This is a genomic window from Sinorhizobium sp. BG8 (assembly GCF_016864555.1).
GTDB lineage: Bacteria > Pseudomonadota > Alphaproteobacteria > Rhizobiales > Rhizobiaceae > BG8.
Genome location: NZ_CP044011.1, coordinates 4,191,658 through 4,216,680, shown reverse-complemented (window position 1 = coordinate 4,216,680; position 25,023 = coordinate 4,191,658). Strand labels below are relative to the sequence as shown.

General features: G+C 61.8%; 24 protein-coding genes. 14 read left to right on the top strand and 10 right to left on the bottom strand.

Annotation, left to right across the window (positions count from 1 at the left end):
* Positions 1-2 precede the first annotated feature (2 nt).
* Positions 3-341: a hypothetical protein gene (locus F3Y30_RS19645; protein ID WP_246752814.1), complete on the bottom strand. Its 339-nt coding sequence runs from the start codon at positions 339-341 to the stop codon at positions 3-5.
* Positions 342-344: 3 nt separating this feature from the next.
* The gene (locus tag F3Y30_RS19640; protein ID WP_203424345.1) at positions 345-1,136 is read right to left on the bottom strand and encodes an ABC transporter ATP-binding protein; all 792 of its coding nucleotides are present in this window, start codon (positions 1,134-1,136) and stop codon (positions 345-347) included.
* A gap of 126 nt (positions 1,137-1,262) precedes the next feature.
* Here F3Y30_RS19640 and F3Y30_RS19635 point away from each other — a divergent pair, with 126 nt between their 5' ends.
* Positions 1,263-1,673, top strand: a complete 411-nt coding sequence (locus tag F3Y30_RS19635) for a cupin domain-containing protein (RefSeq protein ID WP_203424344.1) — start codon at positions 1,263-1,265, stop codon at positions 1,671-1,673.
* A gap of 21 nt (positions 1,674-1,694) precedes the next feature.
* Here the strand turns inward: F3Y30_RS19635 and hydA are convergent, their stop codons facing one another.
* From hydA to F3Y30_RS19620, 3 genes are all read right to left on the bottom strand, one after another.
* Positions 1,695-3,152: a dihydropyrimidinase gene (hydA, locus tag F3Y30_RS19630; RefSeq protein ID WP_203424343.1), complete on the bottom strand. Its 1,458-nt coding sequence runs from the start codon at positions 3,150-3,152 to the stop codon at positions 1,695-1,697.
* An 87-nt stretch (positions 3,153-3,239) separates the two neighbouring features.
* Positions 3,240-3,521 (bottom strand): hypothetical protein, encoded by a 282-nt coding sequence (locus tag F3Y30_RS19625; RefSeq protein WP_203424342.1) that lies wholly within the window; start codon positions 3,519-3,521, stop codon positions 3,240-3,242.
* Between the two features lie 124 nt (positions 3,522-3,645).
* The gene (locus tag F3Y30_RS19620; RefSeq protein WP_203424341.1) at positions 3,646-4,896 is read right to left on the bottom strand and encodes a Zn-dependent hydrolase; all 1,251 of its coding nucleotides are present in this window, start codon (positions 4,894-4,896) and stop codon (positions 3,646-3,648) included.
* Positions 4,897-5,183: 287 nt separating this feature from the next.
* On the opposite strand from F3Y30_RS19620, the gene F3Y30_RS19615 reads away from it, so the two are divergent.
* Positions 5,184-5,834, top strand: a complete 651-nt coding sequence (locus F3Y30_RS19615; RefSeq protein ID WP_203424340.1) for a TetR family transcriptional regulator C-terminal domain-containing protein — start codon at positions 5,184-5,186, stop codon at positions 5,832-5,834.
* An 84-nt stretch (positions 5,835-5,918) separates the two neighbouring features.
* Here F3Y30_RS19615 and F3Y30_RS19610 read toward each other — a convergent pair whose 3' ends face one another.
* From F3Y30_RS19610 to F3Y30_RS19595, 4 genes are all read right to left on the bottom strand, one after another.
* The gene (locus tag F3Y30_RS19610) at positions 5,919-7,529 is read right to left on the bottom strand and encodes a winged helix-turn-helix domain-containing protein (RefSeq protein ID WP_203424339.1); all 1,611 of its coding nucleotides are present in this window, start codon (positions 7,527-7,529) and stop codon (positions 5,919-5,921) included.
* Between the two features lie 49 nt (positions 7,530-7,578).
* Entirely contained in the window at positions 7,579-7,800 is a 222-nt protein-coding gene (locus tag F3Y30_RS19605; RefSeq protein WP_203424338.1) for a hypothetical protein, read from the bottom strand.
* Positions 7,801-7,948: 148 nt separating this feature from the next.
* Positions 7,949-9,262 (bottom strand): NAD-dependent dihydropyrimidine dehydrogenase subunit PreA, encoded by a 1,314-nt coding sequence (preA, locus tag F3Y30_RS19600; RefSeq protein WP_203424337.1) that lies wholly within the window; start codon positions 9,260-9,262, stop codon positions 7,949-7,951.
* A gap of 15 nt (positions 9,263-9,277) precedes the next feature.
* Positions 9,278-10,639 carry an NAD(P)-dependent oxidoreductase gene (locus F3Y30_RS19595; protein WP_203424336.1) on the bottom strand — a complete coding sequence of 454 codons (1,362 nt, stop codon included), beginning with the start codon at positions 10,637-10,639 and terminating at the stop codon, positions 9,278-9,280.
* 389 nt (positions 10,640-11,028) lie between these two features.
* On the opposite strand from F3Y30_RS19595, the gene F3Y30_RS19590 reads away from it, so the two are divergent.
* From F3Y30_RS19590 to F3Y30_RS19550, 9 genes are all read left to right on the top strand, one after another.
* On the top strand, positions 11,029-11,985 hold the full coding sequence (locus F3Y30_RS19590; RefSeq protein WP_203424335.1) for a sugar-binding transcriptional regulator: 957 nt from the start codon (positions 11,029-11,031) through the stop codon (positions 11,983-11,985).
* A 165-nt stretch (positions 11,986-12,150) separates the two neighbouring features.
* Positions 12,151-13,464 (top strand): sugar ABC transporter substrate-binding protein, encoded by a 1,314-nt coding sequence (locus F3Y30_RS19585; protein WP_203424334.1) that lies wholly within the window; start codon positions 12,151-12,153, stop codon positions 13,462-13,464.
* A gap of 233 nt (positions 13,465-13,697) precedes the next feature.
* Entirely contained in the window at positions 13,698-14,570 is an 873-nt protein-coding gene (locus F3Y30_RS19580; protein ID WP_203424333.1) for a sugar ABC transporter permease, read from the top strand.
* 4 nt (positions 14,571-14,574) lie between these two features.
* Positions 14,575-15,405: a carbohydrate ABC transporter permease gene (locus tag F3Y30_RS19575; protein WP_203424332.1), complete on the top strand. Its 831-nt coding sequence runs from the start codon at positions 14,575-14,577 to the stop codon at positions 15,403-15,405.
* Positions 15,406-15,416: 11 nt separating this feature from the next.
* Complete coding sequence (locus tag F3Y30_RS19570) at positions 15,417-16,418, top strand: ABC transporter ATP-binding protein (RefSeq protein WP_203424331.1); 1,002 nt, start codon at positions 15,417-15,419, stop codon at positions 16,416-16,418.
* Positions 16,415-17,188, top strand: coding sequence for an L-iditol 2-dehydrogenase (locus F3Y30_RS19565; protein ID WP_203424330.1), 774 nt, complete (start codon positions 16,415-16,417; stop codon positions 17,186-17,188). Before F3Y30_RS19570 ends, F3Y30_RS19565 begins: the two co-directional genes overlap by 4 nt.
* An 81-nt stretch (positions 17,189-17,269) precedes the next feature.
* Complete coding sequence (locus F3Y30_RS19560; RefSeq protein WP_203424329.1) at positions 17,270-18,754, top strand: mannitol dehydrogenase family protein; 1,485 nt, start codon at positions 17,270-17,272, stop codon at positions 18,752-18,754.
* Positions 18,755-18,803: 49 nt separating this feature from the next.
* Positions 18,804-19,496, top strand: coding sequence for an HAD family hydrolase (locus F3Y30_RS19555; RefSeq protein ID WP_203426695.1), 693 nt, complete (start codon positions 18,804-18,806; stop codon positions 19,494-19,496).
* A complete protein-coding gene (locus F3Y30_RS19550; RefSeq protein WP_203424328.1) occupies positions 19,496-21,079 on the top strand; it encodes an FGGY-family carbohydrate kinase in 1,584 nt (527 codons plus the stop codon). The genes F3Y30_RS19555 and F3Y30_RS19550 overlap by 1 nt, the downstream gene beginning before the upstream one ends.
* A gap of 356 nt (positions 21,080-21,435) precedes the next feature.
* Here the strand turns inward: F3Y30_RS19550 and F3Y30_RS19545 are convergent, their stop codons facing one another.
* Positions 21,436-22,230 carry a response regulator gene (locus F3Y30_RS19545; protein ID WP_203424327.1) on the bottom strand — a complete coding sequence of 265 codons (795 nt, stop codon included), beginning with the start codon at positions 22,228-22,230 and terminating at the stop codon, positions 21,436-21,438.
* A gap of 254 nt (positions 22,231-22,484) precedes the next feature.
* Here F3Y30_RS19545 and F3Y30_RS19540 point away from each other — a divergent pair, with 254 nt between their 5' ends.
* From F3Y30_RS19540 to F3Y30_RS19530, 3 genes are all read left to right on the top strand, one after another.
* A complete protein-coding gene (locus tag F3Y30_RS19540) occupies positions 22,485-22,655 on the top strand; it encodes a NepR family anti-sigma factor (RefSeq protein WP_203426694.1) in 171 nt (56 codons plus the stop codon).
* A gap of 8 nt (positions 22,656-22,663) precedes the next feature.
* Positions 22,664-23,218, top strand: coding sequence for an RNA polymerase sigma factor (locus F3Y30_RS19535; protein ID WP_203424326.1), 555 nt, complete (start codon positions 22,664-22,666; stop codon positions 23,216-23,218).
* A 133-nt stretch (positions 23,219-23,351) separates the two neighbouring features.
* Complete coding sequence (locus F3Y30_RS19530) at positions 23,352-24,857, top strand: HWE histidine kinase domain-containing protein (RefSeq protein ID WP_203424325.1); 1,506 nt, start codon at positions 23,352-23,354, stop codon at positions 24,855-24,857.
* Positions 24,858-25,023 lie beyond the last annotated feature (166 nt).

Below are 25,023 nucleotides of genomic sequence, written 5' to 3'. Positions count from 1 at the left end.
GCTCAGCCCCGTTCCACGTTCGGAAGCATCATCAGGCACATGGAGACCACGCCGAGCGCCACGCCGGCGATCTGGGTGCCGTTCAACCGTTCGCCGAAGACTGCAAAAGCTATGATGTTGACGAGTATCAGCTGCGTGACCGCCGACAACGAGACGGCAAGCCCGAGCCCTCCATCGCGCATGACCTTCAGCATCATCAGGTTTCCGACGATGTAGAGAGCCATCGAGAAGAGCAGGAAAAGGACATTGCTGTTATTGAGATAGGCACGTGAAGCGGTGGCGGCGCCGATGAACACTGCCGTCGCGCCGAACAGCCAGAGAATGAAGGGAAGCTTCATCATGCCTCACTCCTCATAGCTGTGTCCCGCCCTCAGTCCTTCCCGGACACGATGGGCGACCTCCAAGAACTCGGGCGTCTCGCGGATGTCGAGCGGGCGATCCTTTGGAAGAGGTGACTCGATCACGTCAGTCACGCGGCCGGGGCGGGGGCTCATCACGACGATCTTGGTCGAGAGATAAACCGCCTCCGGGATCGAGTGCGTCACGAAGCAGATCGTCTTGCTGGTGCGGGCCCAGAGTTTCAGGAGCTGTTCGTTTAGGTGGTCACGGACGATCTCGTCGAGCGCACCAAAGGGCTCATCCATCAGCAACAGGTCGGCATCGAAGGCGAGCGCGCGGGCGATGGATGCCCGCTGCTGCATGCCGCCCGACAGTTGCCAGGGGTATTTCTTGCCGAAGCCCGTGAGATTGACAAGGTCCAGGGTCCGCTCGATCCTCTCCTTCTGTTGTTCGCGCGAATGGCCCATGATCTCGAGCGGGAGGGCGATGTTCTTTTCGATCGTCCGCCAGGGATAGAGGGCGGCGGCCTGAAAAACATAGCCATAGGCACGGTGCCGGCGGGCGTCCTCCGGGCTCATGCCGTTGACGGTGATCGTTCCAGACGTCGGCTTCTCGAGATCCGCGATGACACGCAGGAACGTCGTCTTGCCGCAGCCCGATGGGCCGATGAAGGAGACGAAATCTCCCTTCTCGACGGTAAGGTCGACGCCGGTCAGCGCGTTGACCGGCCCATCCGACGTTTCGAAAGTCAGGCCAAGTTTGGTCGCGGAAACGACGGGTGAGGACGGATGCTTCATGGCTTTGCGCTCGGGATGGCGACGCGGATGGCAGAGTGCATGTCCGGCATGCGCATTGCAATCGGCAATGTCTTGATGAACAGATAGGGCAATGGAAATTCACATGAGCTGGTTGAGGGACGTTCGATGGGTATTTCTGGCAAGGCGGAGTGCCGCATAGTGCGGCCGGGCAGTACCTATGACGGCAAGCAGGGGCTCAGCTATTTCGAGGGGATAGCGCGCGAAACCGTAGGCTCCTCGGGAATCTGCATGCACCTTCTGACGATACCGCCGGGCGCGCGCGCCAAGGCGCATCTTCACGAGTCGCATGAGACGGCCATCTACGTGCTCTCGGGCGAGGCGCACACCTGGTATGGCGAACGGCTCGAGGAGCATGTGGTCGTCAAGGCCGGCGAGATGTTCTACATCCCCGCCGGCGTGCCCCATCTGCCCGCCAATCTTTCCGACGCTCCCTGTTCGGCCGTCATCGCCCGGACAGACCCGCACGAGCAGGAAAGCGTCGTGCTGCTTCCGGAGCTTGATGTGCTGGTGCCCTAGAGGCGCGTTGACGATCAAGTCTTACACTCCGCTTGCCGGAATGCCGCTGCGCTGGACCTGGCGCGGCGCGGTGACTTCCTTCCAGGTCGAAAGCGCGGAGCTGACTGCCGGGAAGGGATCCCGGCGGACGAACTCGCCATGTCCCTCCTGCGTCCTGATGGTCGATTCCTCGATCGCGACCACGCCGCGCGTCAGCGTGAAGCGCGGCAGGCCGGTCACCTTCTTGCCTTCAAAGACGTTGTAGTCGATCGCCGACTGCTGCGTGCTTGCCGAGATCGTCTTGGAGCGCTTCGGATCCCAGACGACGATGTCGGCATCCGCGCCGACGAGGATCGCGCCCTTCTTCGGGTAGATGTTGAGGATCTTGGCGATGTTGGTCGAGGTCACCGCGACAAACTCGTTCATGGTGATACGGCCGGTCGCCACGCCATGGGTCCACAGCATCGGCATCCGGTCCTCCAGACCGCCGGTGCCGTTCGGGATCTTGGTGAAGTCCCCGACGCCGAAGCGCTTCTGCTTTGTCGTGAAGGCGCAGTGATCGGTCGCTACGACCTGCAGGGAACCCGAGGCAAGGCCCGCCCACAGGGAATCCTGATGAAGCTTGTTGCGGAAGGGCGGCGACATGACGCGACGCGCGGCATGGTCCCAGTCCGGGTTCGCATACTCGCTCTCGTCAAGCGTCAGGTGCTGGATGAGCGGCTCGCCGAAGACGCGCATTCCCTTCTGCCGGGCGCGCCGGATCGCCTCATGGGCCTGCTCGCAGGAGGTATGCACGATATAGACCGGGCAGCCCGCCATGTCCGCGATCATGATGGCACGGTTCGTGGCTTCTCCCTCGACCTCGGCGGGACGTGAGTAGGCGTGAGCCTCGGGACCGTTATTGCCTTCAGCGAGAAGCTTTGCCTGCATCTGCGCCACGACGTCGCCGTTCTCCGCATGGACGAGCGGAAGCGCGCCGAGGGCGGCACAACGCTGGAAGGAGGAGAACATCTCGTCGTCGTCCACCATCAGCGCGCCCTTGTAGGCCATGAAGTGCTTGAAGGTGTTGATGCCCTTGTCCTTGACGATGGTCTCCATCTCGTTGAAGACCTGCTCTCCCCACCAGGTGATTGCCATGTGGAAGGAATAGTCGCAGTTGGCGCGGGTCGACTTGTTGTCCCACATCTGCAGCGCTTCCAGCATCGACTGACCGGGCGAGGGGAGCGCGAAATCCACGACCATGGTTGTGCCACCGGCCAAAGCCGCGCGGGTTCCGCTCTCGAAGTCGTCGGAGGAGTAGGTGCCCATGAAGGGCATTTCGAGATGGGTATGCGGATCGATGCCACCCGGCATCACGTAGCAGCCGGCCGCATCCAGTGTTTCGTCGCCGGAAAGGTTCGGGCCGATCTCGACGATCTTGCCTCCTTCGACCTTCACATCGGCCTTGTAGGTCAGGTCGGCGGTAACGATCGTGCCGCCCTTGATAACTGTGCTCGCCATTTCACGTTCCCTTTGCTTGTCTTTTGAAACTTGGGCGTCAGTCGATGATATCCCGGGAGCGCCCGTCCTCTTCGGGCGCAGCTCCTCTCAGGCGTTGAATTCCTCCTTGGTCCGCGGTTTCGTCGCGAGCTGTTCGTCGAGCGACTGGCGATAGCGGACGCATCCGCGCATGAACTGCGGCCAGTCCGGCACGGCGATCTCCGGGCTCACGAGGTCGGGCAACAGGTTCCACATGTGCGGATGATGCCAGCAAAGGTCGTGGCCCGTCGCATCCCGATGGGCGCGGATCGCAACCCGCATCGCTTTTGCCGCCGCTAGCAGTTCCGCATGGGGCATCGCTTCCAGATCGTCGTCCGGATCAGAAGTCATGCTGCTTCCTCCGCGATTTGCGACCCGTCAGGCTTCCGCAAGCTCGATGACCTTGCCGATCCGCACGGCACGCTCATCCAACCGGGCGGAAATGCCGCGGACCGTAAATATGTCCGCAGCGCTTTCACACCACGATCTCCGCCGTCTCGACCACCGCATGGAAGAGCACGTCGGCGCCGGCACTGGCCCAGTCCTTGAAGATGTCTTCGGCCTCGTTGTGCGAAAGCCCGCCGACGCAGGGGCACATGACCATGGTCGTGGGCGCCACCTTGGCTGCCCAGCAGGCGTCATGCCCGGCGCCGGAAATCAGGTTCATGTGGCTGTAGCCGAGCCTTTCGGCGGCACTGCGGACGGCCGTGACCAGCTTCGGATCGAAGGTTACCGGCTCGAAATGCCCGATCGCCTCGACGGAGCAGCCGACGGCAATCGCGTCGCAGATCTTCGGGGCCTCTGCCTCGATCCGAGCGCGCATCTTGTCGAGCTTGGTCTTGTCCGGCGAACGGATGTCCACGGTGAAGACGACCTTTCCGGGCAGGACGTTCCGAGAGTTGGGAGAGAAGAACACCTGGCCGACGCCGCCCACGGCGCCCGGCTGATTTTCCATCGCCACGGTCTGGACCATTTCGAGAATGCGCGACATGGCGAGGCCGGCGTTGATCCGCATGTTCATCGGAGTGGAACCCGTGTGGGCTTCGCGTCCGGTCAGCGTGAATTCCAGCCACCACAGCCCCTGACAGTGGGTGACCACGCCGATCTGCTTCTCCTCCGCCTCGAGGATCGGGCCTTGCTCGATGTGGTACTCGAAGTAGGCATGCATCTTGCGGGCGCCGACGTCTTCGTCGCCCTGCCAGCCGATGCGCTTCAATTCGTCGCCGAAGGACTTTCCTTCCGGATCCTTGCGCTCATAGGCGTATTCCAGCGAGTGGACACCCGCGAACACGCCGGAGGCGAGCATGGCGGGAGCGAAGCGCGCACCTTCCTCATTGGTCCAGTTGGTGACGACGATCGGATGCTTGGTCTTGATGTCGAGATCGTTCATCGTGCGCACGACCTCGAGCGCGCCGAGCACGCCGAGGACGCCGTCGAACTTGCCGCCCGTCGGTTGGGTGTCGAGATGCGATCCGACGTAGATGGGCAGGGCATCCGGATCCGTGCCGGGGCGGGTCGCGAACATGGTGCCCATCTTGTCGACGCCGAGCGTCAGACCGGCTTCCTCGCACCACTTCCTGAAGAGATTGCGTCCTTCACCGTCCGCGTCGGTCAGAGTCTGGCGATTGTTGCCGCCGGCGACGCCGGGACCGATCTTCGCCATTTCCATGAGAGAATCCCAAAGGCGGTCGGCATTGACGCGCATGTTCTCGCCGGGTGCGGCCATGTTCATAGCTCCCTATCGTCGCGCGCCTTCTGCGGGCTCGCCTATTCTGTTCCCACCGGTCTCTTCCGAAGCATATGCTTCTTTTCTTCTTGTGTCCTCGGATCGACTGTTGCCTTTGCTCAGCAACTGACCGATAATTTGACCGGTTGGTAAACATTACAACTTCCGTTGCTGCACTCAAGCCGAAAAACCAAAAAATACGTGGATTTCGCCTAAAAAAATGGCGATTGAAAAATTGGTGAATTTGAGGGCATCTAGTCGACTGATCGGAAGGACCGGGGAGCGAAATGGTACTGCCAAGAGCGGCGAAAACACAACGGCGCACACGCATTCAGGAAGAGAAGGAAGAGCGTATCCTGGAGGCGGCGCTGGAGGTCTTTTCCCTTCATGGCTTTCGTGGTGCGACAGTGGACCAGATTGCCGAAGTCGCCGGCATGTCGAAGCCCAACCTTCTTTATTATTTCCGCACCAAGGAAGCGATGCACCGGGCGCTTATCACGCGGGTGCTCGACACCTGGCTCGATCCGCTTCGTGAGCTCGACGCTGAGGGCAGTCCGGTTGCCGAAATCAGAAGCTACATCCGGCGCAAGCTCGAAATGGCGCGGGATTTCCCGCGTGAAAGCCGCCTTTTCGCAAACGAGGTGCTCCAGGGCGCGCCTAATATCGAGGACGAGCTGAAGGGACCCCTGAAGTCGCTGGTCGACGAGAAGGCGGAAGTCATCCGGACCTGGGCGAAGGCCGGCAAGATTGCCAAGTGCGACCCCTACCACCTGATCTTCTCGATCTGGTCGACGACGCAGCACTATGCGGATTTCGACGTGCAGGTGCGTGCGGTTCTCGGGCAGGAGCATTCGGGCGACGGACGGTTCGAGGATGCGGCGCGGTTCCTGGAGCAGCTGTTTCTCGGCGGCCTGGAAGTGCGGGACGAGCCGTCCTGATGGTTTCTTGCCTGCCAACCGGGCCCGGCGAGGCTTGCCGGAACGCAGCCGATGCCGGCGGCCTGTCACCGCGTCGAGCCCTTCTCAGGAGCTTTGCTCTTCCGGCCCTGGCCTGAATGTCTGCGGGCCTTCGATGGCGCTGGCTTCAAGGCACTCAATGGCGAGGCGAACACCGTGCAACACCTGTTCGCTGTCCTCCCTTCGCTCGAATTCGAGCCGGGTTACCATGACCTCAAGCGGGCGCAGCTCCGGAAAAGTCTCGAGCGTTCGCCTGAGACAATCCGCGGCCTTCTTCTCCATGCCGGCCATGGCATAGCTGGCCGCCAGCCGGACCCTGTGAATTGGTCCGTGGTAGTCGATGCAAGCCAGAGCCTCGGCGGCTTCGGCGTATTCGCCGAGCATGTAGAGCATCATCGACCGGTCCAGATGGTACCAGAGCGGATGGAGCGGATTGAGCTGAATAGCGCGTTCCATCCATGCCCTGGCATCCTGCGCTCGCCCGCGAAGCGTCAGCAGATACGCCATCTGGGCGAGTGTGTCGGCATCGTAGGGGTTGAGGTCCAGCGAGCGCCGGAAGTGTTGTTCGGCGGCATCGTATTCGCGCAGGCAGAGCAGGATCTGGGCCATGATCCGATGGCAGCGTCCCTCCTCGGGCGCCTCGATGAGCGCCGTCGCCGCTCGCTCGCGGCAAGCCGTCAGAACGTCGAGTGGCGCTCCCCCGTAGCCGCCGATGATGGCATCTGCGAGGGACAGGTAGGAATGGGCCAGTCCGTATCGCGGGTCGAGCTCCACCGCCCTCAAAAAATGCACGCGCGCCTTCTCGTTCACGCCTTCGCCGTAGCTTCGCAGCAGCGCAATGCCGCGCGTTAGCTGCTCGAAGGCTTCCACGCTCGAGGCCGCGGGTGCCGGAGGGCGGCGCAGCACGGCGCCTTCGATGTTGGCCATCAGACGGGCAATGATCTTGTAGGCGATCACATCGCTGGTCTCGAAAATCTCCTCCTCGCTGCAGGAAAAGGTTTCGCCCCAGAGCCGGCGGCCATTGGTCTCGCTCAGAAAGGCGGAGACGCCGACGCGGCCGGCATACCGGCGCACCGATCCTTCGACAACGAAATCGGCGCCGAGTTCGTCTCCGAGCCTGCCCGGTGCCGGTGCCGATCCGGACCGCAAGGCGAATACCGAGTTGCGGGCAAGAACGGTCACCGTCTTGAAGCGGGAAAGGCCGTTGGTGATCTCCTCGACTATGCCGTCGATGAAGAACGCATCCTCGGGATTGCCGGCATTGGCGAAGGGCAGCACCGCCACCCGGGGCTCGCCGGCGGAGCATCCCGGCGCGGCTTGAGCCACCGCGGAGTGCGGGACCTCGGAGCTGACGGCGCCTTCGGCGGAAGTTGCGAGAATGTATCCGCGGCGGGCCACCGTCTGGAGAAGGCGTTGCCCGTCGTCGCCTAACGCCTTGCGAAGATCGTGAACGCACTGGGTCAGCGAGTCATCCGAAACGACGATGCTAGGCCAGACGGCCGCAATCAGCTCTTCCTTCGAGAGGACCTGTCCGCGCCGCAGGGCAAAGTGGGAAAGCATGCTGAATGTCTTGGCTCGGATCGGAACGCGAATGCCACAACGCTCAAGCGTACCCCGACCGAGATCGAGTACGCAGTCGCCGATGTGGAACACGCACGTTTCGACCTTGTCCGCCACCGATGGAGCCTTCGTGGAACGCCGCTTCCATCGGACCTCGACACTGCCGTCAAGTCAAGCGAAAGGCGAGGCGTTGCGGGAACAGGGTGCTCCATGCTCCGAAGAGCGAGCGTGCCTTTCCGGGCTCCGCAGGGGCGTCCGTGAGCGTCAGCATGTCGACGAAGTAGGCGATTTCGGAGCCGGGGTAGGCAGGGCAACCGGATGCGACGATCTCCAGGACCTGATCCCGCCGCTCCTGATCCATCGTTCGTTCGTGAAAGTGCGTCGTCATCGTCGTCACCTCTCTCAACGGATGCGGAGAGTGTGCGGCTTCCAGTTCCGGAAGTCCGGAACGGGTTCTGAAATTTCGCTGAAATCGTGAAGAGCGGCGGGCAATGCCGCCACCGGAAAACGAAGCCGTTCCCGATGGCGGCGGTCCCTTACTCCGCGGCCTGCCGGGCCATTGGATTGTTCGGGTGCGTGGTCCAGTTGGCGTAGTTCGGATCGACCGGCTTGCCTGTCCGTTGGTCGATGGTTCCTGCTTCAAGGCCAACCATGGTGATACAGTTCTCCACCGGGCAGACGTTGACGCAGAGGTTGCAGCCGACGCATTCGTCTTCCATCACCTCGAACCGGCGCATGCCATCGACCATCGAGGTGATCGCCTGATGGGACGTATCCTCGCACACGACATGGCAACGTCCGCACTTGATGCAGGCATCCTGGTCGATATGGGCCTTGGCCACATAGTTGAGGTTCAGGTATTGCCAGTCGGTGACGTTCGGCACCGCGCGGCCGGTGATGTCATCGAGGGTCTTGTGGCCCTTCGCGTCCATCCAGTCCGACAGTCCGGTGATCATCTCCTGGACGACCTTGAAGCCGTAGGTCATTGCCGCGGTGCAGACCTGTACGTTCCCGGCCCCGAGCACCATGAACTCCGCGGCGTCCCGCCATGTGGTAATGCCGCCGATGCCGGAGATCGGCAGGCCGTAGGTTTCCGGATCGCGGGCTATCTCGGCCACCATGTTGAGGGCAATCGGCTTGACGGCCGGACCGCAATAGCCGCCGTGGCTGCCCATGCCGCCGATCGTTGGATTGGGGGCAAAGCTGTCGAGGTCGACGGACACGATGGAGTTGATCGTGTTGATCAGCGAAACGGCGTCGGTGCCGCCCTGTTTCGCAGCGCGAGCCGGCTTGCGGATGTCGGTTATGTTCGGCGTCAGCTTGGTGATGACGGGCATGCGCGTGTACTGCTTGCACCACCGCACGACCATCTCGATGTATTCCGGCACCTGGCCGACCGCGGAGCCCATGCCGCGCTCGGACATGCCGTGCGGACAGCCGAAGTTGAGCTCGATGCCGTCTGCGCCGGTTTCCTCGACCAGCGGCAGGATCGCCTTCCAGCTCTCCTCCTCGCAGGGTACCATGATGGATGCCACAAGCGCCCGATCGGGCCAGTTCATCTTCACCTGCTTCATTTCGCGCAGGTTCACGTAGAGGTCGCGGTCCGTGATGAGCTCGATGTTGTTGAGACCGAGCAGGCGTCGGTCCGCACCCCAGATCGCGCCGTAGCGCGGGCCGTTCACGTTGACGATCGGCGGGCCTTCCTCGCCGAGCGTTTTCCAGACCACGCCGCCCCAGCCCGCCTTGAAGGCGCGCTCGACATTGTAGGCCTTGTCGGTCGGCGGAGCGGACGCGAGCCAGAATGGGTTCGGTGACTTGATGCCGACGAAAGTGTTGCGAAGATCAGCCATTGTTCATCCTCCCCATCATGCGACAGCGACGCTGGGCTGCGCCGTGGCGGCGAGCGCGCGATTGATCGAAATGGCCGCGTCGCGGCCCTGTGCAACGGCGGTGACGGTCAGGTCCTCTCCGCGCGCCACGCAATCCCCGCCCGCCCAAATGCCTTCGATGGAGGTGCGGCCCTCGTCGTCGATGACGATCCGCCCACCTTCGAGCCGGATATCGCCGAGACCTGTGGGATCGAACGTCTGGCCGATCGCCTTCAGGATCTGGTCCGCGGCGAGGATGCCGGTTTCGCCGGTACCCGTGAGCCGCCCGTCGCGCATTTCAGTATACTCCACTTCGATGCCGGCAACCCTGCCATCCTTGGCGATGACGCGCTTCGGCTGGAGCCAGTGTCGGATGGTCACGCCCTTGGATGTCGCGAGGTCCTGCTCGAACTGCGAGGCGTTCATGTCTTCCTTGCCGCGGCGATAGCAAATGGTGACGTCCTCGGCCCCGAGCAGCTTTGCCTGCACGGCAGCATCGATGGCGGTCATGCCGCCCCCGATCACGACCACCCGTCTTCCGACGGGCACCGTGCCCTTGTCGCCTGCCTGGCGGAGCGTTGCGATGAAGTCCACCGCGTCGGAGACGCCCTCGGCGCTCTCTCCTTCCATTCGTAGGGCGTTGACGCCGGAAAGACCCATGGCGAGGAAAACGGCGTCGAAGTTCTGGGTCAGTGTCGCGAGGCTGAAGTCCCGGCCGAGCTTGAGGCCGTTGCGGACGTCGATGCCGCCGACCGCAAGCACGTAGTCGACCTCCTTCTGTGCGAAATCGTCGATCGCCTTGTAGGCGGCGATGCCGTACTCGTTCAGTCCGCCTGCCTTCTCGCGACCGTCGAACACGACGATGTCGTGGCCGCTGACGGCAAGACGGTGCGCACAGGCGAGACCGGCCGGGCCGGCACCGACCACGGCGATGTTCTTGCCCGATCGTTCGGCGCGTTCGTAGAACTGGCGGCCTTCTCGCATCGCGATATCTGTTGCGTAGCGCTGCAGCCGGCCTATTTCCACCGGGCGCTCTTCGGCGGTGTTGCGCACGCAGGCCTGCTCGCACAGCGTTTCGGTGGGACAGACGCGGGCGCACATGCCGCCAAAGATGTTCTGGTCGAAGATGGTCTTCGCCGCGCCCACCGGATTGCCGGTGGAGATCTGTCGAATGAACAGGGGAATGTCGATGGATGTCGGACAGGCCGTCATGCAGGGCGCGTCGTAGCAGAAGTAACAGCGGTCGGATGCCACCAGCGCCTCATGGCCGCCGAGGCCCGGATGCAGGTCCTCGAAGTTGGCCTCATACTCCGGTGCGGAGAGCCGCCGTTCGTGAATTCCGGATTCTTTCGTTCCCATTATTGTTGTCTCCCAAATGACGAGCACTGGATAGGAAACGGTAACTCAGGTTTATTTTTTTATCAAACGGTAAAAGTTCTGACCTGGAAGCATAGTACAAGATTAGGTGTGCTGACCAAATGATTTAATATGAGTTTCGCAGTAATGTTTTCTTGAGTGCGCCGCAGTATTTCATGTGCATCGCAGCATTTGTTTGGCATTGTTCAATGGAATTCAATGTCTTGATTGCCGTCCGGGTGCAAATTTGGTCTCCGGAATGATGCGCCTGCTGTCGCTTAAGCAAAACGCCTCCCTCCGAGGCCAGGCTGTAGGCCTTCGCCTTTGCACGTGGCGTTTGACAGATGCCCATCAAAGATGGCAGCACCTTTGCAAGGTGGCGAGGAGGAATGATGGCAAAGCGCGCGGAATCGAGTGGGCGGCTGGACGATGCGGCGCGGGCCGGATGGCTCTACTATGTCGCCGGGCGGACACAGGACGAGATCGCCGCAGCAATGGGCATTTCGCGTCAGTCGGCCCAGCGGCTCGTATCGCTCGCCGTGGCCGAGAGGCTGATCAAGGTCCGCCTTGACCATCCTATTGCGCAGTGCCTGGAACTCGGCGCACGTCTCAAGGAAAAGTTCAATCTGGTGCATGTCGAGGTCGTTCCGACCGATCCGGGGTCGAGCTCGACCACAGTCGGCATCGCAGAGGCAGGCGCTGCCGAAATCGAACGCTGGCTGAAAAGACCCGATCCGATTGTCCTGGCAGTCGGCACGGGACGCACGCTGAAAGCTGCGGTCGACCAGCTTCCCGCAATGGAATGTCCGCAGCACAGGATTCTCTCGCTCACGGGCAGCATCGGTCCCGATGGATCGGCAGCCTACTACAACGTCATCTTCAGCATGGCCGATGCGATCAAGGGTCGTCATTTCCCTATGCCGTTGCCGGTTCTGGTCTCGTCTGCCGAGGAGCGTGACCTCCTCCATCAGCAGAGCCTGGTGCAGACTACCCTGCGACTCGGTCGCGAGGCAGACGTCGCCTTCGTCGGTGTCGGCGAGCTCGGCACAGACGCGCCCCTTTGCGTCGACGGCTTCCTGGAACCCACGGAAATGGCCAGTCTGATGGAGCAGGGGGCAGAGGGCGAGATCTGCGGCTGGATGTTCGACAGCAACGGCGTCCTTCTTTCCGGCAGCATCAATGAGCGCGTCGCTTCGGTCCCGCTGCCGCCCCGCGATACGACTGCAGTGATCGGCCTCGCCATGGGCGCGCGGAAGTACAAGGCCATCCTTGCGGCCCTGAAAGGCCGGATAATCAACGGCCTGATCACCGACGAAGCCACCGCGCGCTATCTCCTGTCCGCGGCCTGATTGCACCTAAACTCTCGTATCGGGTGCTGCCGCAACGTCGGCATTTTCCATTCCTCGACCGCCCTTCGGCATTGCAGCAACGAATTGCTATTGACTTGTTTCGTGATTGAGTGAGTAATTGCCCATGAGCGAAGCAAATGCTCATAACCTTCTGGGAGGAAGATGATGAATTTGAAAACCCTTCTGCTGGGCACGTGCTCGGCCGTTGTCCTGTGCGGATTTGCGAATGCGGAAACCCTGACGATTGCCACCGTGAACAACAGTGACATGATCCGCATGCAAAAACTGACGGACGACTTCACCTCCAAGAATCCGGATATCCAGCTCGAATGGGTCACCCTCGAGGAGAATGTGCTGCGCCAGCGCGTGACGACCGACATCGCCACCAAGGGCGGTCAGTACGATGTGCTGACAATCGGAACTTACGAAGTACCGATCTGGGCGAAGCAGGGCTGGCTGCTGCCACTCGACAATCTCGGCGCCGACTATGACGTCGACGACCTCCTGCCGGCCATCCGCGCGGGTCTCACGGGCGAGGACGGCAAGCTCTATGCCGCGCCGTTCTACGGCGAGAGTTCGATGGTGATGTATCGGAAGGACCTGTTCGAGAAGGCCGGCCTGACCATGCCCGAGGCGCCGACCTGGGAGTTCATTGCCGACGCAGCCCGCAAGATCTCCGACAAGGACAACGAGATCTACGGCATCTGCCTTCGCGGCAAGGCCGGCTGGGGCGAGAACATGGCTTTCCTGACCGCGACGGCGAACGCCTTCGGCGCACGCTGGTTCGATGAAAACTGGAAGCCTCAGTTCGACCAGCCGGAATGGAAGAACGCCCTCGACTTCTATGTGAAGCTTATGAACGATGCCGGCCCTCCCGGTGCATCGTCCAACGGCTTCAACGAAAACCTCGCACTGTTCCAGACCGGCAAGTGCGGCATGTGGATCGACGCCACTGTTGCTGCCTCCATGGTGACGAACCCGAAGGAATCGACCGTCGCCGACAAGGTCGGCTTTGCACTCGCCCCGGACACGGGCCTCGGCAAGCGCGGCAACTGGCTGTGGGCCTGGAGCCTGGCAGTACCGGCGGGCACTCAGAAGCAGGCAGCAGCCGAGAAATTCATCGGTTGGGCGACTGGCAAGGACTATCTGAAGGTCGTTGCCGACAAGGAAGGCTGGGCAAACGTTCCTCCGGGTACGCGCACCTCGCTCTACGAAAACCCCGAGTACCAGAAGGCCGCGCCGTTCGCGAAGATGACACTCGACAGCATCAACGCGGCCGATCCGAAGAATCCTGCGGTCAAGCCGGTGCCCTATGTCGGCGTGCAGTTCGTGGCCATTCCCGAGTTCCAGGGACTTGGCACGGCAGTCGGCCAGCAGTTCTCGGCAGCCCTTGCGGGCCAGGTCTCGGTTGACCAGGCGTTGCAGAGCGCCCAGCAGCTGACTACCCGCGAAATGACCAAGGCCGGTTACATCAAGTAAGCTCCCAAGGACCGTGCCGCCGGCGGGTCGACCGTCGGTGACGCGGTGGGGTCTTGACGTCGCTCCCGGCGGAGAGACCCTCTTGCCGGTGCCGGGACACAGGATGGCTTTCGAGCCGATCGAAAGCCATCTGCCTGCGGCGCCGGCCTTTTTGTCAACCGCGTTTGCCCGCAGTTCCCGCGCCACCCCTCGTGTCGCGAGACTGGAGGCGGCCAACCTGACCGGGGACAGTCATGGCAACCTTACATACCCGCTCCGCAGCGCGCGCCATGATGGCGCCCTCGGTTCTGCTACTGCTCTTGTGGATGATCGTCCCGCTTGCACTGACGATCTACTTCTCCTTCCTGCGCTATAACCTGCTCATGCCCGGCATGGAGGAGTTCGCCGGCTTCGACAATTACCGCTACTTCCTGACGGATCCCGCCTTCTTCCAGGCAATCTTCAACACGCTCGCGATCGTGCTCGGTGTGCTGCTCATCACCGTCGTCGGCGGAATAGGGCTGGCACTTCTCCTTGATCAGCCGATGTTCGGGCAGGGTATCGTCCGCATTCTTGTCATTGCGCCATTCCTGATCATGCCGACCGTTGCCGCACTCGTGTGGAAGAACATGTTCATGAACCCCGTGAACGGTCTCTTCGCCCACATGGCCCGCGCACTGGGACTTGCACCCTACGACTTCCTAAACAACTCGCCGCTGCTGTCGATCATCGTCATCGTGGCGTGGCAGTGGCTGCCTTTCGCGACGCTCATCCTCCTGACGGCGCTGCAGTCGCTGGATGAAGAGCAGAAGGAGGCCGCGCAGATGGATGGCGCCGGCGCCCTGTCACGGTTCATCTATCTCGTCCTGCCGCATCTTTCGCGTGCCATCACTGTCGTCATTCTCATCCAGACAATCTTCCTGCTCTCGGTCTTCGCGGAAATCCTGGTCACGACCAATGGTGGCCCGGGTACGCAGAGCACCAACCTGACCTTCCTCGTCTATGCGCAGGCGCTGCTGCAGTTCGACGTGGGTGGTGCATCGGCCGGCGGCATCATCGCGGTCATTCTCGCCAACATCGTCGCATTCTTCCTGATGCGGATGATCGGCAAGACATTGGAGGCATGAGATCATGGCCCGCAAGGTTTCCACCCAACGCAAAGTCGCGGTGACGATCATCGCGTGGATCATCGGGATCCTGATCTTCTTCCCGATCCTGTGGACCTTCCTCACCGGCTTCAAGACGGAGGCGGAAGCAATCGCATCGCCTCCCTCGCTGCTCTTCTTCGATTGGACGCTCGAGAACTATCACGAGGTCCAGGAACGGTCCGACTACTTCAAGCACTTCATGAATTCGGTGGTGATCTCGTTCGGTTCCACGCTGCTCGGTCTGATTATCGCCATACCGGCCGCCTGGGCCATGGCCTTCGCGCCGACGCCGAAGACCAAGGACGTGCTGATGTGGATGCTATCGACCAAGATGATGCCGCCCGTCGGCGTCCTGGTGCCCATGTACCTGATCTTCCGCAACACCGGCTTCCTGGACACGCGCAGTGGCCTCGTCATCGTGCTGACGCTGATCAACCTGCCGATCATCGTCTGGATGCTCTACACCTATTTCAAGGAGATTCCCGGCGAAATCCTGGAGGCCGCCCGCATGGACGGCGCCTCGCTCGGCAAGGAGATCATCTACGTGCTGACGCCGATGGCGATCCCCGGCATCGCCTCGACACTTCTCCTGAACATCATCCTCGCCTGGAACGAGGCGTTCTGGACCCTCAACCTCACTGCCTCCAAGGCGGCGCCGCTGACGGCCTTCATCGCCTCCTACTCCAGTCCCGAGGGCCTGTTCTACGCCAAGCTGTCCGCCGCATCGACCATGGCGATCGCACCAATCCTCATCCTCGGCTGGTTCTCGCAGAAGCAGCTCGTTCGCGGCCTTACCTTCGGCGCGGTCAAATAGGGAAAACGACAATGGGAAGCATAACTCTCAGCAAGGTCAACAAGCGCTTCGGGGAAGCCAATGTCATTCCCTCGATCGATCTCAACATCAACGAGGGTGAGTTCGTCGTTTTTGTCGGGCCCTCCGGCTGCGGAAAATCGACGCTACTACGGCTCATCGCGGGCCTCGAGGACGTGTCGGGCGGGCAGATCGTCATCGACGGAAAGGACGCCACCGGCCTTCCTCCGTCAAAAAGAAGACTGTCCATGGTGTTCCAGTCCTACGCGCTCTATCCGCACATGAGCGTGCGCTCCAACATCGCATTTCCGCTGAAGATGGCGGGAGAGGACAAGTCGGTGATCGACAAGAAGGTCGCGGACGCCGCCAGGGTTCTCAACCTCACCGACTATCTGGAGCGCAAGCCGCGCCAGCTTTCGGGCGGGCAGCGCCAGCGTGTCGCGATCGGCAGGGCGATCGTCCGCCAGCCTGCAGCCTTCCTGTTCGACGAGCCGCTTTCGAACCTCGATGCCGCACTACGCGTCAACATGCGTCTCGAGATCAGCCAGCTTCACCAGCAACTCAAGACGACCATGATCTATGTCACCCACGACCAGGTGGAAGCCATGACCATGGCGGACAAGATCGTCGTGCTGAACCGCGGCAACGTCGAGCAGGTCGGCTCGCCGCTCGAGCTCTATCATCGGCCCGACAACCTCTTCGTGGCCGGCTTCATAGGCTCGCCGAAGATGAACTTCGTCTCCGGCCCGCATGCCAAGGCCTACAATGCCGACACGATCGGCGTACGGCCCGAGCATCTGGACCTGTCGACCTCTGCTGGCGCCTGGCGCGGCACGGTCGGCGTGGCCGAGCATCTCGGCTCCGACACCTTCCTGCATGTGAATGTCGACGACATCGGCACCATGACCGCCCGCGTCTCCGGCGACTTCCCGGTGAAACACGGCGACAGCGTCTTCCTCACTCCTCAGGAAGGGCGCGTGCATCGATTCAATGAAAAAGGACTGGCAATACGATGAAACGGCTTGAGGGAAAAAGCGCGCTGATCACGGGATCGGCGCGGGGTATCGGTCGCGCCTTTGCGGAGGCGTACATCCGCGAAGGCGCGCGCGTCGCCATCGCCGATATCAACATCGAGCGGGCTCGCCGGACGGCAACCGAGATCGGATCGGCCGCCTATGCGGTGGAGATGGACGTGACGAACCAGCACTCGATCGATGCGGCCGTCGCGGCCTGCGTCGAGGAGGCGGGCAGCATCGACATCCTCATCAACAATGCTGCCCTGTTCGACCTTCAGCCGATCGTCGAGATCACCCGCGAAAGCTACGAGCGGCTTTTCGCGATCAACGTCTCCGGGACGCTCTTCACCATACAGGCCGTCGCCAGGCAGATGATCGCCCAGGGTAATGGCGGCAAGATCATCAACATGGCGAGCCAGGCCGGCAGGCGAGGCGAGGCACTGGTGGCGGTCTATTGCGCAACCAAGGCCGCCGTCATCAGCCTGACCCAATCGGCCGGGCTGAACCTGATCAAGCACGGCATCAACGTCAATGCGATCGCGCCTGGCGTGGTCGACGGGGAACATTGGGACGGCGTCGATGCGCTCTTCGCCAAATACGAGAATCGCCCGCTCGGCGAGAAGAAGCGTCTCGTCGGCCAGGAAGTCCCATACGGCCGCATGGGGACGGCGGAGGATCTTACCGGCATGGCCGTATTCCTCGCCTCGTCCGAAAGCAACTACGTCGTCGCGCAGACCTACAACGTCGATGGCGGCAACTGGATGAGCTGACCGCAAGCCCCCGCCGCCACGCGAGAACATGCGAAAGACCGGCATCGTCCGCTGCCCGGTTCTGACCGGAAGGAAAGAAACATGACCACGAAACTGTCCCTCGCAAACCTGCAAACGGTGAAGAAGACCGCCGGCGTGCCCTCCTATGATCGGGCGTCGCTGACAGCGGGCATCGTGCATTTCGGAGTCGGCAATTTCCACCGGGCGCACCAGGCGGTGTATCTCGACCAGCTGTTCAATTCCGGCGTCGACCTCGACTGGGCGCTCGTCGGGGCGGGCGTCATGCCTTCCGACGAGGCGATGCGCGACAAACTCGAGAAGCAGGATTGGCTGACGACGGTCGTGGAACAGGACAACAACCGGAGTGGCGCACATGTGACCGGGGCGATGATCGACTATCTGAAGCCCGGCGACGTGCCGGCGATCGTCGCCCGGCTCTCCGATCCGGCGATCCGCATCGTCTCGCTGACGATCACCGAGGGCGGCTACTTCATCGATCCGGCGACCGGCATCTTCAATCCTGCCCATCCCGCCATCGTCGCCGACGGAACCAACCCGGATGGACCGAAAACGGTGTTCGGTCTCATCCTCGCCGGATTGAGAGCGCGCAAGGCCAAGGGGCTGGAACCCTTCACCGTCATGTCCTGCGACAACATCCCGGGAAATGGCGAGGTCACGCACGCGGCCGTCGTGGGGCTCGCGAAGCTTTCGGATCCCGGCTTCGCTGACTGGGTCGACGCGAATGTGGCCTTTCCGAACGGAATGGTGGACCGCATAACGCCGGCGACCGGCCCTCGGGAGATCGGCATGGTCGCCTCCGACTACGGCATCGACGATGCGTGGCCGGTCTTCTGCGAGGAATTCAAGCAATGGGTTCTGGAGGACAAGTTCCCGCAGGGACGACCCAGGCTCGAGCAGGCCGGAGTTCAGTTCGTGCCTGACGTCGCACCCTACGAGCATATGAAAATCCGCATTCTCAATGGCGGCCATGCCGCGATTGCCTATCCGGCCGCGCTGCTCGACATCCATTTCGTGCACGAGGCGATGGAGGATCCCGACATTCGCGCGTTCCTCGCCAAGCTCGAACGCGAGGAGATCATTCCGGTCATACCGCCGGTGCCCGATACCAATCTCGACGACTACTTCAAGCTCATCGAAAAGCGGTTCTCCAACCCGAAAATCGGCGACACGATACCGCGGCTGGCGCAGGACGGTTCGAACCGGCAGCCGAAGTTCATCCTGCCCTCCACGGCGGATCGGCTGCGCCGCGGTGAGGACGTCGTCGGTCTTTCGCTCGTATCCGCCCTCTGGTGCCGGTACTTCGCCGGCACGTCCGACACTGGCAAGCCGATCGTGTTCAACGATGCAAGCGCCGATCGCCTTCAAGCAGCGGCACTGGAAGCGAAGAAAGATCCGGCCGCGTTCCTTGCCCTTTCGGACATTTTCGGCGAAGTTGCGGCCTCGAATCTTTTCCAGAAGCGATTTGCCAACGCATTGAGAACGCTCTGGGAAAAGGGAACCCGCGCGACGCTTCAGCTCTATCAGGCGGGAAAACTTGCCGATTGATCAGGCGCCGGGCCGAGACGGCGTGCCGAACGAGAATGGAATGACGAGTATGACGCCCAACCCGATCGATCTGGTCATCTTCGACTGCGACGGCGTGCTTGTCGACAGCGAGCCGATCTCCATTTCCGTCCTCGTGACCGCACTGCATGCCGAAGGTGTTTCGATGAGCGTCGAGGAAGCTTGCGACCGCTTTCTCGGCAAGAGCCTCCAGAGCATGTCCGACATCCTTCACGAGGATTATGGCCTGGCAATCGACGATCATTTCCTCGAAAAGATGCGCAAAACGCTCTACGAGCGATTCCACAACGAACTCCGCCCGATCGACGGTGTGCGCGAGGTGGTGGAGCTGCTCGGGACACCCCATTGCGTGGCGTCGTCGAGCCAGCCGGAACGCATCAGGCTTTCGCTCTCCGTGACGGGACTGATCGACTACTTCGAGCCGCACATCTTCAGCGCGTCTATGGTATCGCGCGGCAAGCCGGCACCTGATCTCTTCCTCCACGCGAGTTCCTTGATGAATGTTCCAGCCGATCGCTGCGCCGTGGTGGAGGACAGTCCCGCCGGAATTGCGGCGGCAAAGGCTGCGGGCATGCGGGTCTTTGCCTTCACCGGTGGCTCTCACGCCAACAACGAGAGGCATCGTTCGGTCCTGAAGCAGCTCGAACCCGACGCCATGTTTGACGACATGCGGGAATTGCTACACTTTGTGGCAAAACAAGAAGGCGATGGGACGAAACACTGATGCGCAATCTGATCGTTGCTGTGGACGTCGGGACCGGCAGTGCGCGTGCGGGTGTGTTCGATAGGGCAGGCGCCCTGCTGGCGCGAGCGGATCATCCGATCGCCATGCGACGACCGCGGGAAAACTACGCCGAACACGATTCCGGAGATATCTGGAACGCTGTGTGCAAGTCCGTGCGTGCGGCCTGTGCCGAGGCAAGTATCGATGGAAGCCGCGTAAGGGCGATTGCCTTCGATGCGACCTGTTCACTCGTCGTTCGTGACGGGAACGGCGACCCGCTCTCCGTTTCGGACGGCGCCGAACCGCACTGGGACACGATCGTCTGGCTCGACCACCGAGCACTTGCAGAAGCGGATTTCTGCACAGCGACCCGCCACTCGGTCCTCGATCATTCCGGCAAGGTGATGTCGCCGGAAATGGAAATGCCGAAGCTCATGTGGCTGAAGCTGCATCGTCCGGACCAATGGGCGAGGGCCGGCTATCTGTTCGACCTTGCCGATTTCCTGACCTGGAAGGCGACCGGCTCCACCGGGCGATCGCGTTGCACGCTTACCGCCAAGTGGAACTATCTCGCGCATGAGGAAACGGGGTGGCAGGCCGACTTCCTCGAGACGATCGGGCTGGAGGACATCCGGGAACGCGGTGCGCTGCCGGAAGATACCCTGCCGGTCGGTTCCTCGGTCGGCTTGCTGAGCATGCAGGCCGCGCAAGAACTCGGGCTCGATGTCGAGTGCGCCGTCGGCACGGGTCTCATCGATGCCTATGCCGGCGCACTCGGCGTGCTCGGTGCCTTTGCCGGGAAGCCGGCCGTGCTCGAGCGCCAGCTTGCCCTGATCGGCGGGACGTCGAGCTGCATCGTCGCATTCTCGCAGGAAAAGAAGTTCGGGTTCGGTATGTGGGGACCGTACTTCGAGGCGGTGCTGCCCGGATGGTGGCTGGTGGAAGGCGGACAATCGGCGACCGGAGCCCTGCTGGATCACATCGTTCGTAGCCACAGCGCGGGCGGCGATCCCGCCCCGGCAATGCACGCGCGCATCATTGCGCGCTGCCGCGAGCTTTTGGCGGAAGAAGGACAAGCCTTCGGGGAACGGCTGCATGTCCTGCCGGACTTCCATGGCAACCGCTCTCCGCTTGCCGATCCGCATGCCCTCGGCGTGATCAGCGGGCTGACGCTCGATTCGTCGTTCGATGGTCTCTGCCGTCTCTACTGGCGCACCTGCGTTGCGATTGCTCTCGGCATTCGCCACATCCTCGACAAGCTCTCGGAGTGCGGTTACCCGCTTGATACGCTGCACGTGACGGGCGGCCATGTGCGCAATTCCCTCCTGATGGAACTCTATCGCGACGTTACGGGATGTCGCGTGGTCGTACCCGACACGAACGATGCGGTTCTGCTCGGGACGGCAATGGTCGCGGCCGTCGCGGGCGGGCTCTATCCAGACCTCGCTGCTGCCGGCGAGGCGATGTATCCCGGTGGTTCCGAGTTCGCGCCGAACCCTGCCCTGAAGGAGGGTTACGACCGCGATTACCGCCGATTCCTCGCGCTCGCACGCCATCGCGCAGAGATCGACAGCATCGACTGAAGCTCCCAAAAAAATCCCGAAAAAATTTTGGGGACGCCGGAACCAAGTTCGGACTTGTGCATTTACGTCGGACACCGGCACACGCATTCCCCAATGCGAGGCCCTCATGCCGGTGCCATATCGCGGCACCGCGTCCCCCTCCGGTCCGCGAGAATTCAGACAGCCAGTGCTCTCTCTCGCACTGGCTGTTTCTTTTGTGAGGGGCATTTTTCGAAGAGAATTGGAAATGCGATCCGTGATGAACTGGCCGACCCTGCCGGAAGCCTAAGGCAGCGTTCGAGGCGCACGCTGACAGAGCTGCCGGCACCCAGCAGAGCGTTGCTGGAGCAGCTCCGCAGTTGCTCCAGCGCAGGAAATCAGGCGGCAGCTTGTGTGGGTGTGGTGACGAGCAAAGCCTGATTTATCAGCACCTTCACCGTTTCCGGGTTGAAGGGCTTGCTGATCAGGAAAGTGGGCTCGGGGCGCTCTCCGGTCAGAAGCCGCTCCGGATAGGCGGTGATGAAAATGATGGGCAGGGTGGACTGCGCGAGAATGTTGTTCACCGCGTCAATGCCCGAGCTTCCGTCCGCCAGCTTGACGTCGGCAAGGATCAGCCCCGGGTGGGTCGAGCTCCACAGCGCTTCAGCCTCGGCCTGAGTGCGCGCAATTCCGGTCACGTGGTGGCCCATCGAGTTGACCATATGGGCAAGGTCGAGAGCGATCAGCGGCTCATCCTCGATGATCATCACGCCGGTCTCCTGCTGCGCGGCGATCTCCGCGAAGGCGGTTTCCAGCAATTCCTCTATTTCCGGGTGGCTTGCCTCCAGGATTTCGGCAGCACGGTCCACCGCGAACCCTTCGACGGTGACCAGGAGCAGGGCCTGCCGGGCGCGGGGTGGGACCGTCGAGAGGTCGAAGGGAACACCCTCGCCTTGCCTCTCGATGTATCCATCCGTGCTCATAGAGACCGGCAGCGACGATATTATCCTCGTCAGCAGCCGGAAGAGGCATTCACGGTCTCCCGCGCTGTCGGGAAAGAGCGTTCCGTCGGTCAGGATCGTTTCCAAGGTGGCCGCGACATAGGCGTCTCCGGACGTCTGGCTGCCCGTGAGTGCACGGGCATAGCGGCGCAACGACGGAAGGTGCGATACGATACGATCGGAAACAGGCATGATATTTCCCCCTTACTTGGGCGCGTGGACTTTCGGTCGATTGCCGCACGGTCCGCGCGCGAATTGCGTAACTTGCTACCCCTCCGCGCCATTCTGATGCGCCACGCAGTAGCCGTTATCGAGATCGGAACGTTCAATGCAGATTTTAGTTCCGCAGCAGGAACCTTTTTGTTCCCTGGGCATTTCCAGCGGTACTGCTTGGCAAAGGGCAACCAAACGGAAGTGACAACGTGGATAACAGCAACAGAAACAGAATGACCCCCGGTCTACCGGGAGTGTCGGAGAACCCTAACAGCCAGATTGCGCTGAGGCTTCGCAGCTTCTACCGTTCCATACAGGAAGAAGATGTGCCGCAAAGATTTCTCGACCTCCTGGAAAAGCTCGACGCTGCTGAACAGCGCTTCAACACCCGCGCGTCTGATTGAGGGCAATGATGGAAACCAAAGGTAACGACTTCAAGCGTGAACTCCTTTCCATGTTGCCGAGCCTCAGGGCTTTCGCAATCTCGCTGATCGGGCGCCATGACCAGGCGGACGATCTGGTGCAGGACACCATCATGAAGGCGTGGGCGAAGCAGGAGCAGTTCGAAATGGGCACGAACATGAAGGCCTGGCTCTTTACGATCCTACGCAACGAGCTCTATAGCAAGCTGCGTAAGCGGGGCCGCGAGGTACAGGACAGTGATGGTCTGTTCACCGAGAATCTCGCGCAGCATCCCTCTCAGTACGGATCGCTTGATATGCAGGATTTCCAGCGAGCACTGGAAAAGCTGCCGAGCGAGCAGCGTGAGGCCATCGTGCTCGTCGGCGCCTCCGGATTTTCCTATGAAGAGGCGGCTGAAATCTGCGGCTGCGCGCTCGGGACGATCAAGAGCCGCGTGAACCGGGCCCGCCTGCGGCTCCAGGAGCTTCTCGACGTAAGCGGTGAGAGCGACTACGGACCGGACTCGGTGTCGGCCCCGCTGACATCCCGATCTTTCGCGAGCTGAATTCCGTGAGCGAAAATTAGATTGCGGTCTGAAGGGACGGAAAGGAGAGGAGGGAAGGGAAGCAAACAGGTGGTATCTCTGTCCCCGAATACGCCTTGAAGGTCGGGCCGCCGGGTGTCAAAAAGAGTTTCAAATGAATGATAGTGTCCAACCCCTGCAAAACGACATCGTCGCTGCGCTAAGCGCGCCCGCCCGAATGGCCGTGCTGTCCGAGACCGTTCCCGCCTACTACGGGCCGGATCCCGATTTCGAGAGCATTGCAGGGCTTGCGGCGAGCCTTCTTTCAGCGCCGGTCGCGCTCGTCTCCCTCCTGGGAGAAGTCGAGGAATGGGCTCTTGCACAGCATGGCTTTGGCGATATCCAAGGTTCATCGTGCGAGAGCTTCGGCGCCCATATGCTGGTCGGCGAGACGCCCGTCTGCCTCGTCGTCGGGGATGCAGGTCTCGACGTCCGTTTCGCCAGTTTGCCAGTCGTGCGCGCTGATGGCGGTGTCCGGTTCTATGCCGGGGCGCCGGTGGTTGTCCGGGGGCAGGCGATCGGTGCGGTCTCCGTCTTCGACTATCTTCCGCGCGAGGGGCTCTCGCCACATACTCTCGAGCAACTAATAAGCCTTGCGGCCGTGGTCTCGAACCTCCTTCTCGCAAAGGAGGAGGCCTTGGCACGGAAAAAGGCGGCAGAAGTCCTTGCTAGGGAAGAGGAGCGACACGCCCTGGCGCTCGACGCGGCAAATGTCTCGAGCTGGCAGTGGGATGTGCGAACCGGAAAGGTCGTCGGAAATGACCCCTTCTACAGGATGCTCGGCCTTGGTCCTGCCGAACTGACCAATGCGCGGGGTCTCTTCTCCACAATCGCCCTGAGCGACCGCAAGGCGGCGATTGGGCGGCTACGGGCAGCGCTCAAGACCGGCGAGGAATATGACGGACTGTTCCGGACCGCGAAGTCCGAGCGGTGGCTCCTGGGGCGTGGCCGCGTTCACGAATGGGATGCCGACGGTCGGCCGAGGATCTTTCTCGGCATCAACATCGACGTGACGGACTCGCACATTGCGTCGGCGCGTACCCGGCTGCTTCTCAGGGAGCTCAACCATCGGGTCAAGAATACCCTGGCAATGCTGCAGTCGCTCGCCCGCCAGACCCTCCGCCAGACAAGCGACCCAGCCGAGTTCATGGAAGCGTTCTCCGGCAGGCTGCAATCCATCTCCGAGGCACACGGATTGCTCAGCGACCATGAATGGGGACTGATCCACCTCAAGATGCTTCTCGAGAAGCAGATCTCGCCCTATGCGATGAATTACGCAGAGCAGGTGGAGATCCACAAGGACGAGGTCGAACTGGGCCCCGATCAAGCCGTGGGCCTCGGGCTCGTGCTCCACGAGCTCAGCACAAACGCGCGCAAGTATGGTGCGCTCTCGACCCCGAGCGGAAAGGTGGTCGTCACCGCGCGTGTCGTCGACGAAGATGGCCAGCGTGTCCTCAACATGACGTGGCACGAGATGGGCGGTCCGCCCGTGGAACCGCCGCAGCGGCGTGGCTTTGGCACCATCCTGATCGAGCGCAGTCTCGACAAGGTGCTCGGTAGCAGCGTGCACGTGGAGTACCTGCCACAGGGCGTCACGGCAGTTGTGCGCCTTCCGCTTTGAGGTTTGACTGACTGGAGCGGGAAAATAGTCTCCGGGACCAAACAATCTGAAATCAGTGGTCTGGAGCGTCTCAAACGATCCGCGCCGATCGCGATGCGGCCTTTGAGTGCGCGATCGCCCCGCAAGGATGGGCGAACACGCGCGCGACAGCCAAGTGTGAGCCTGT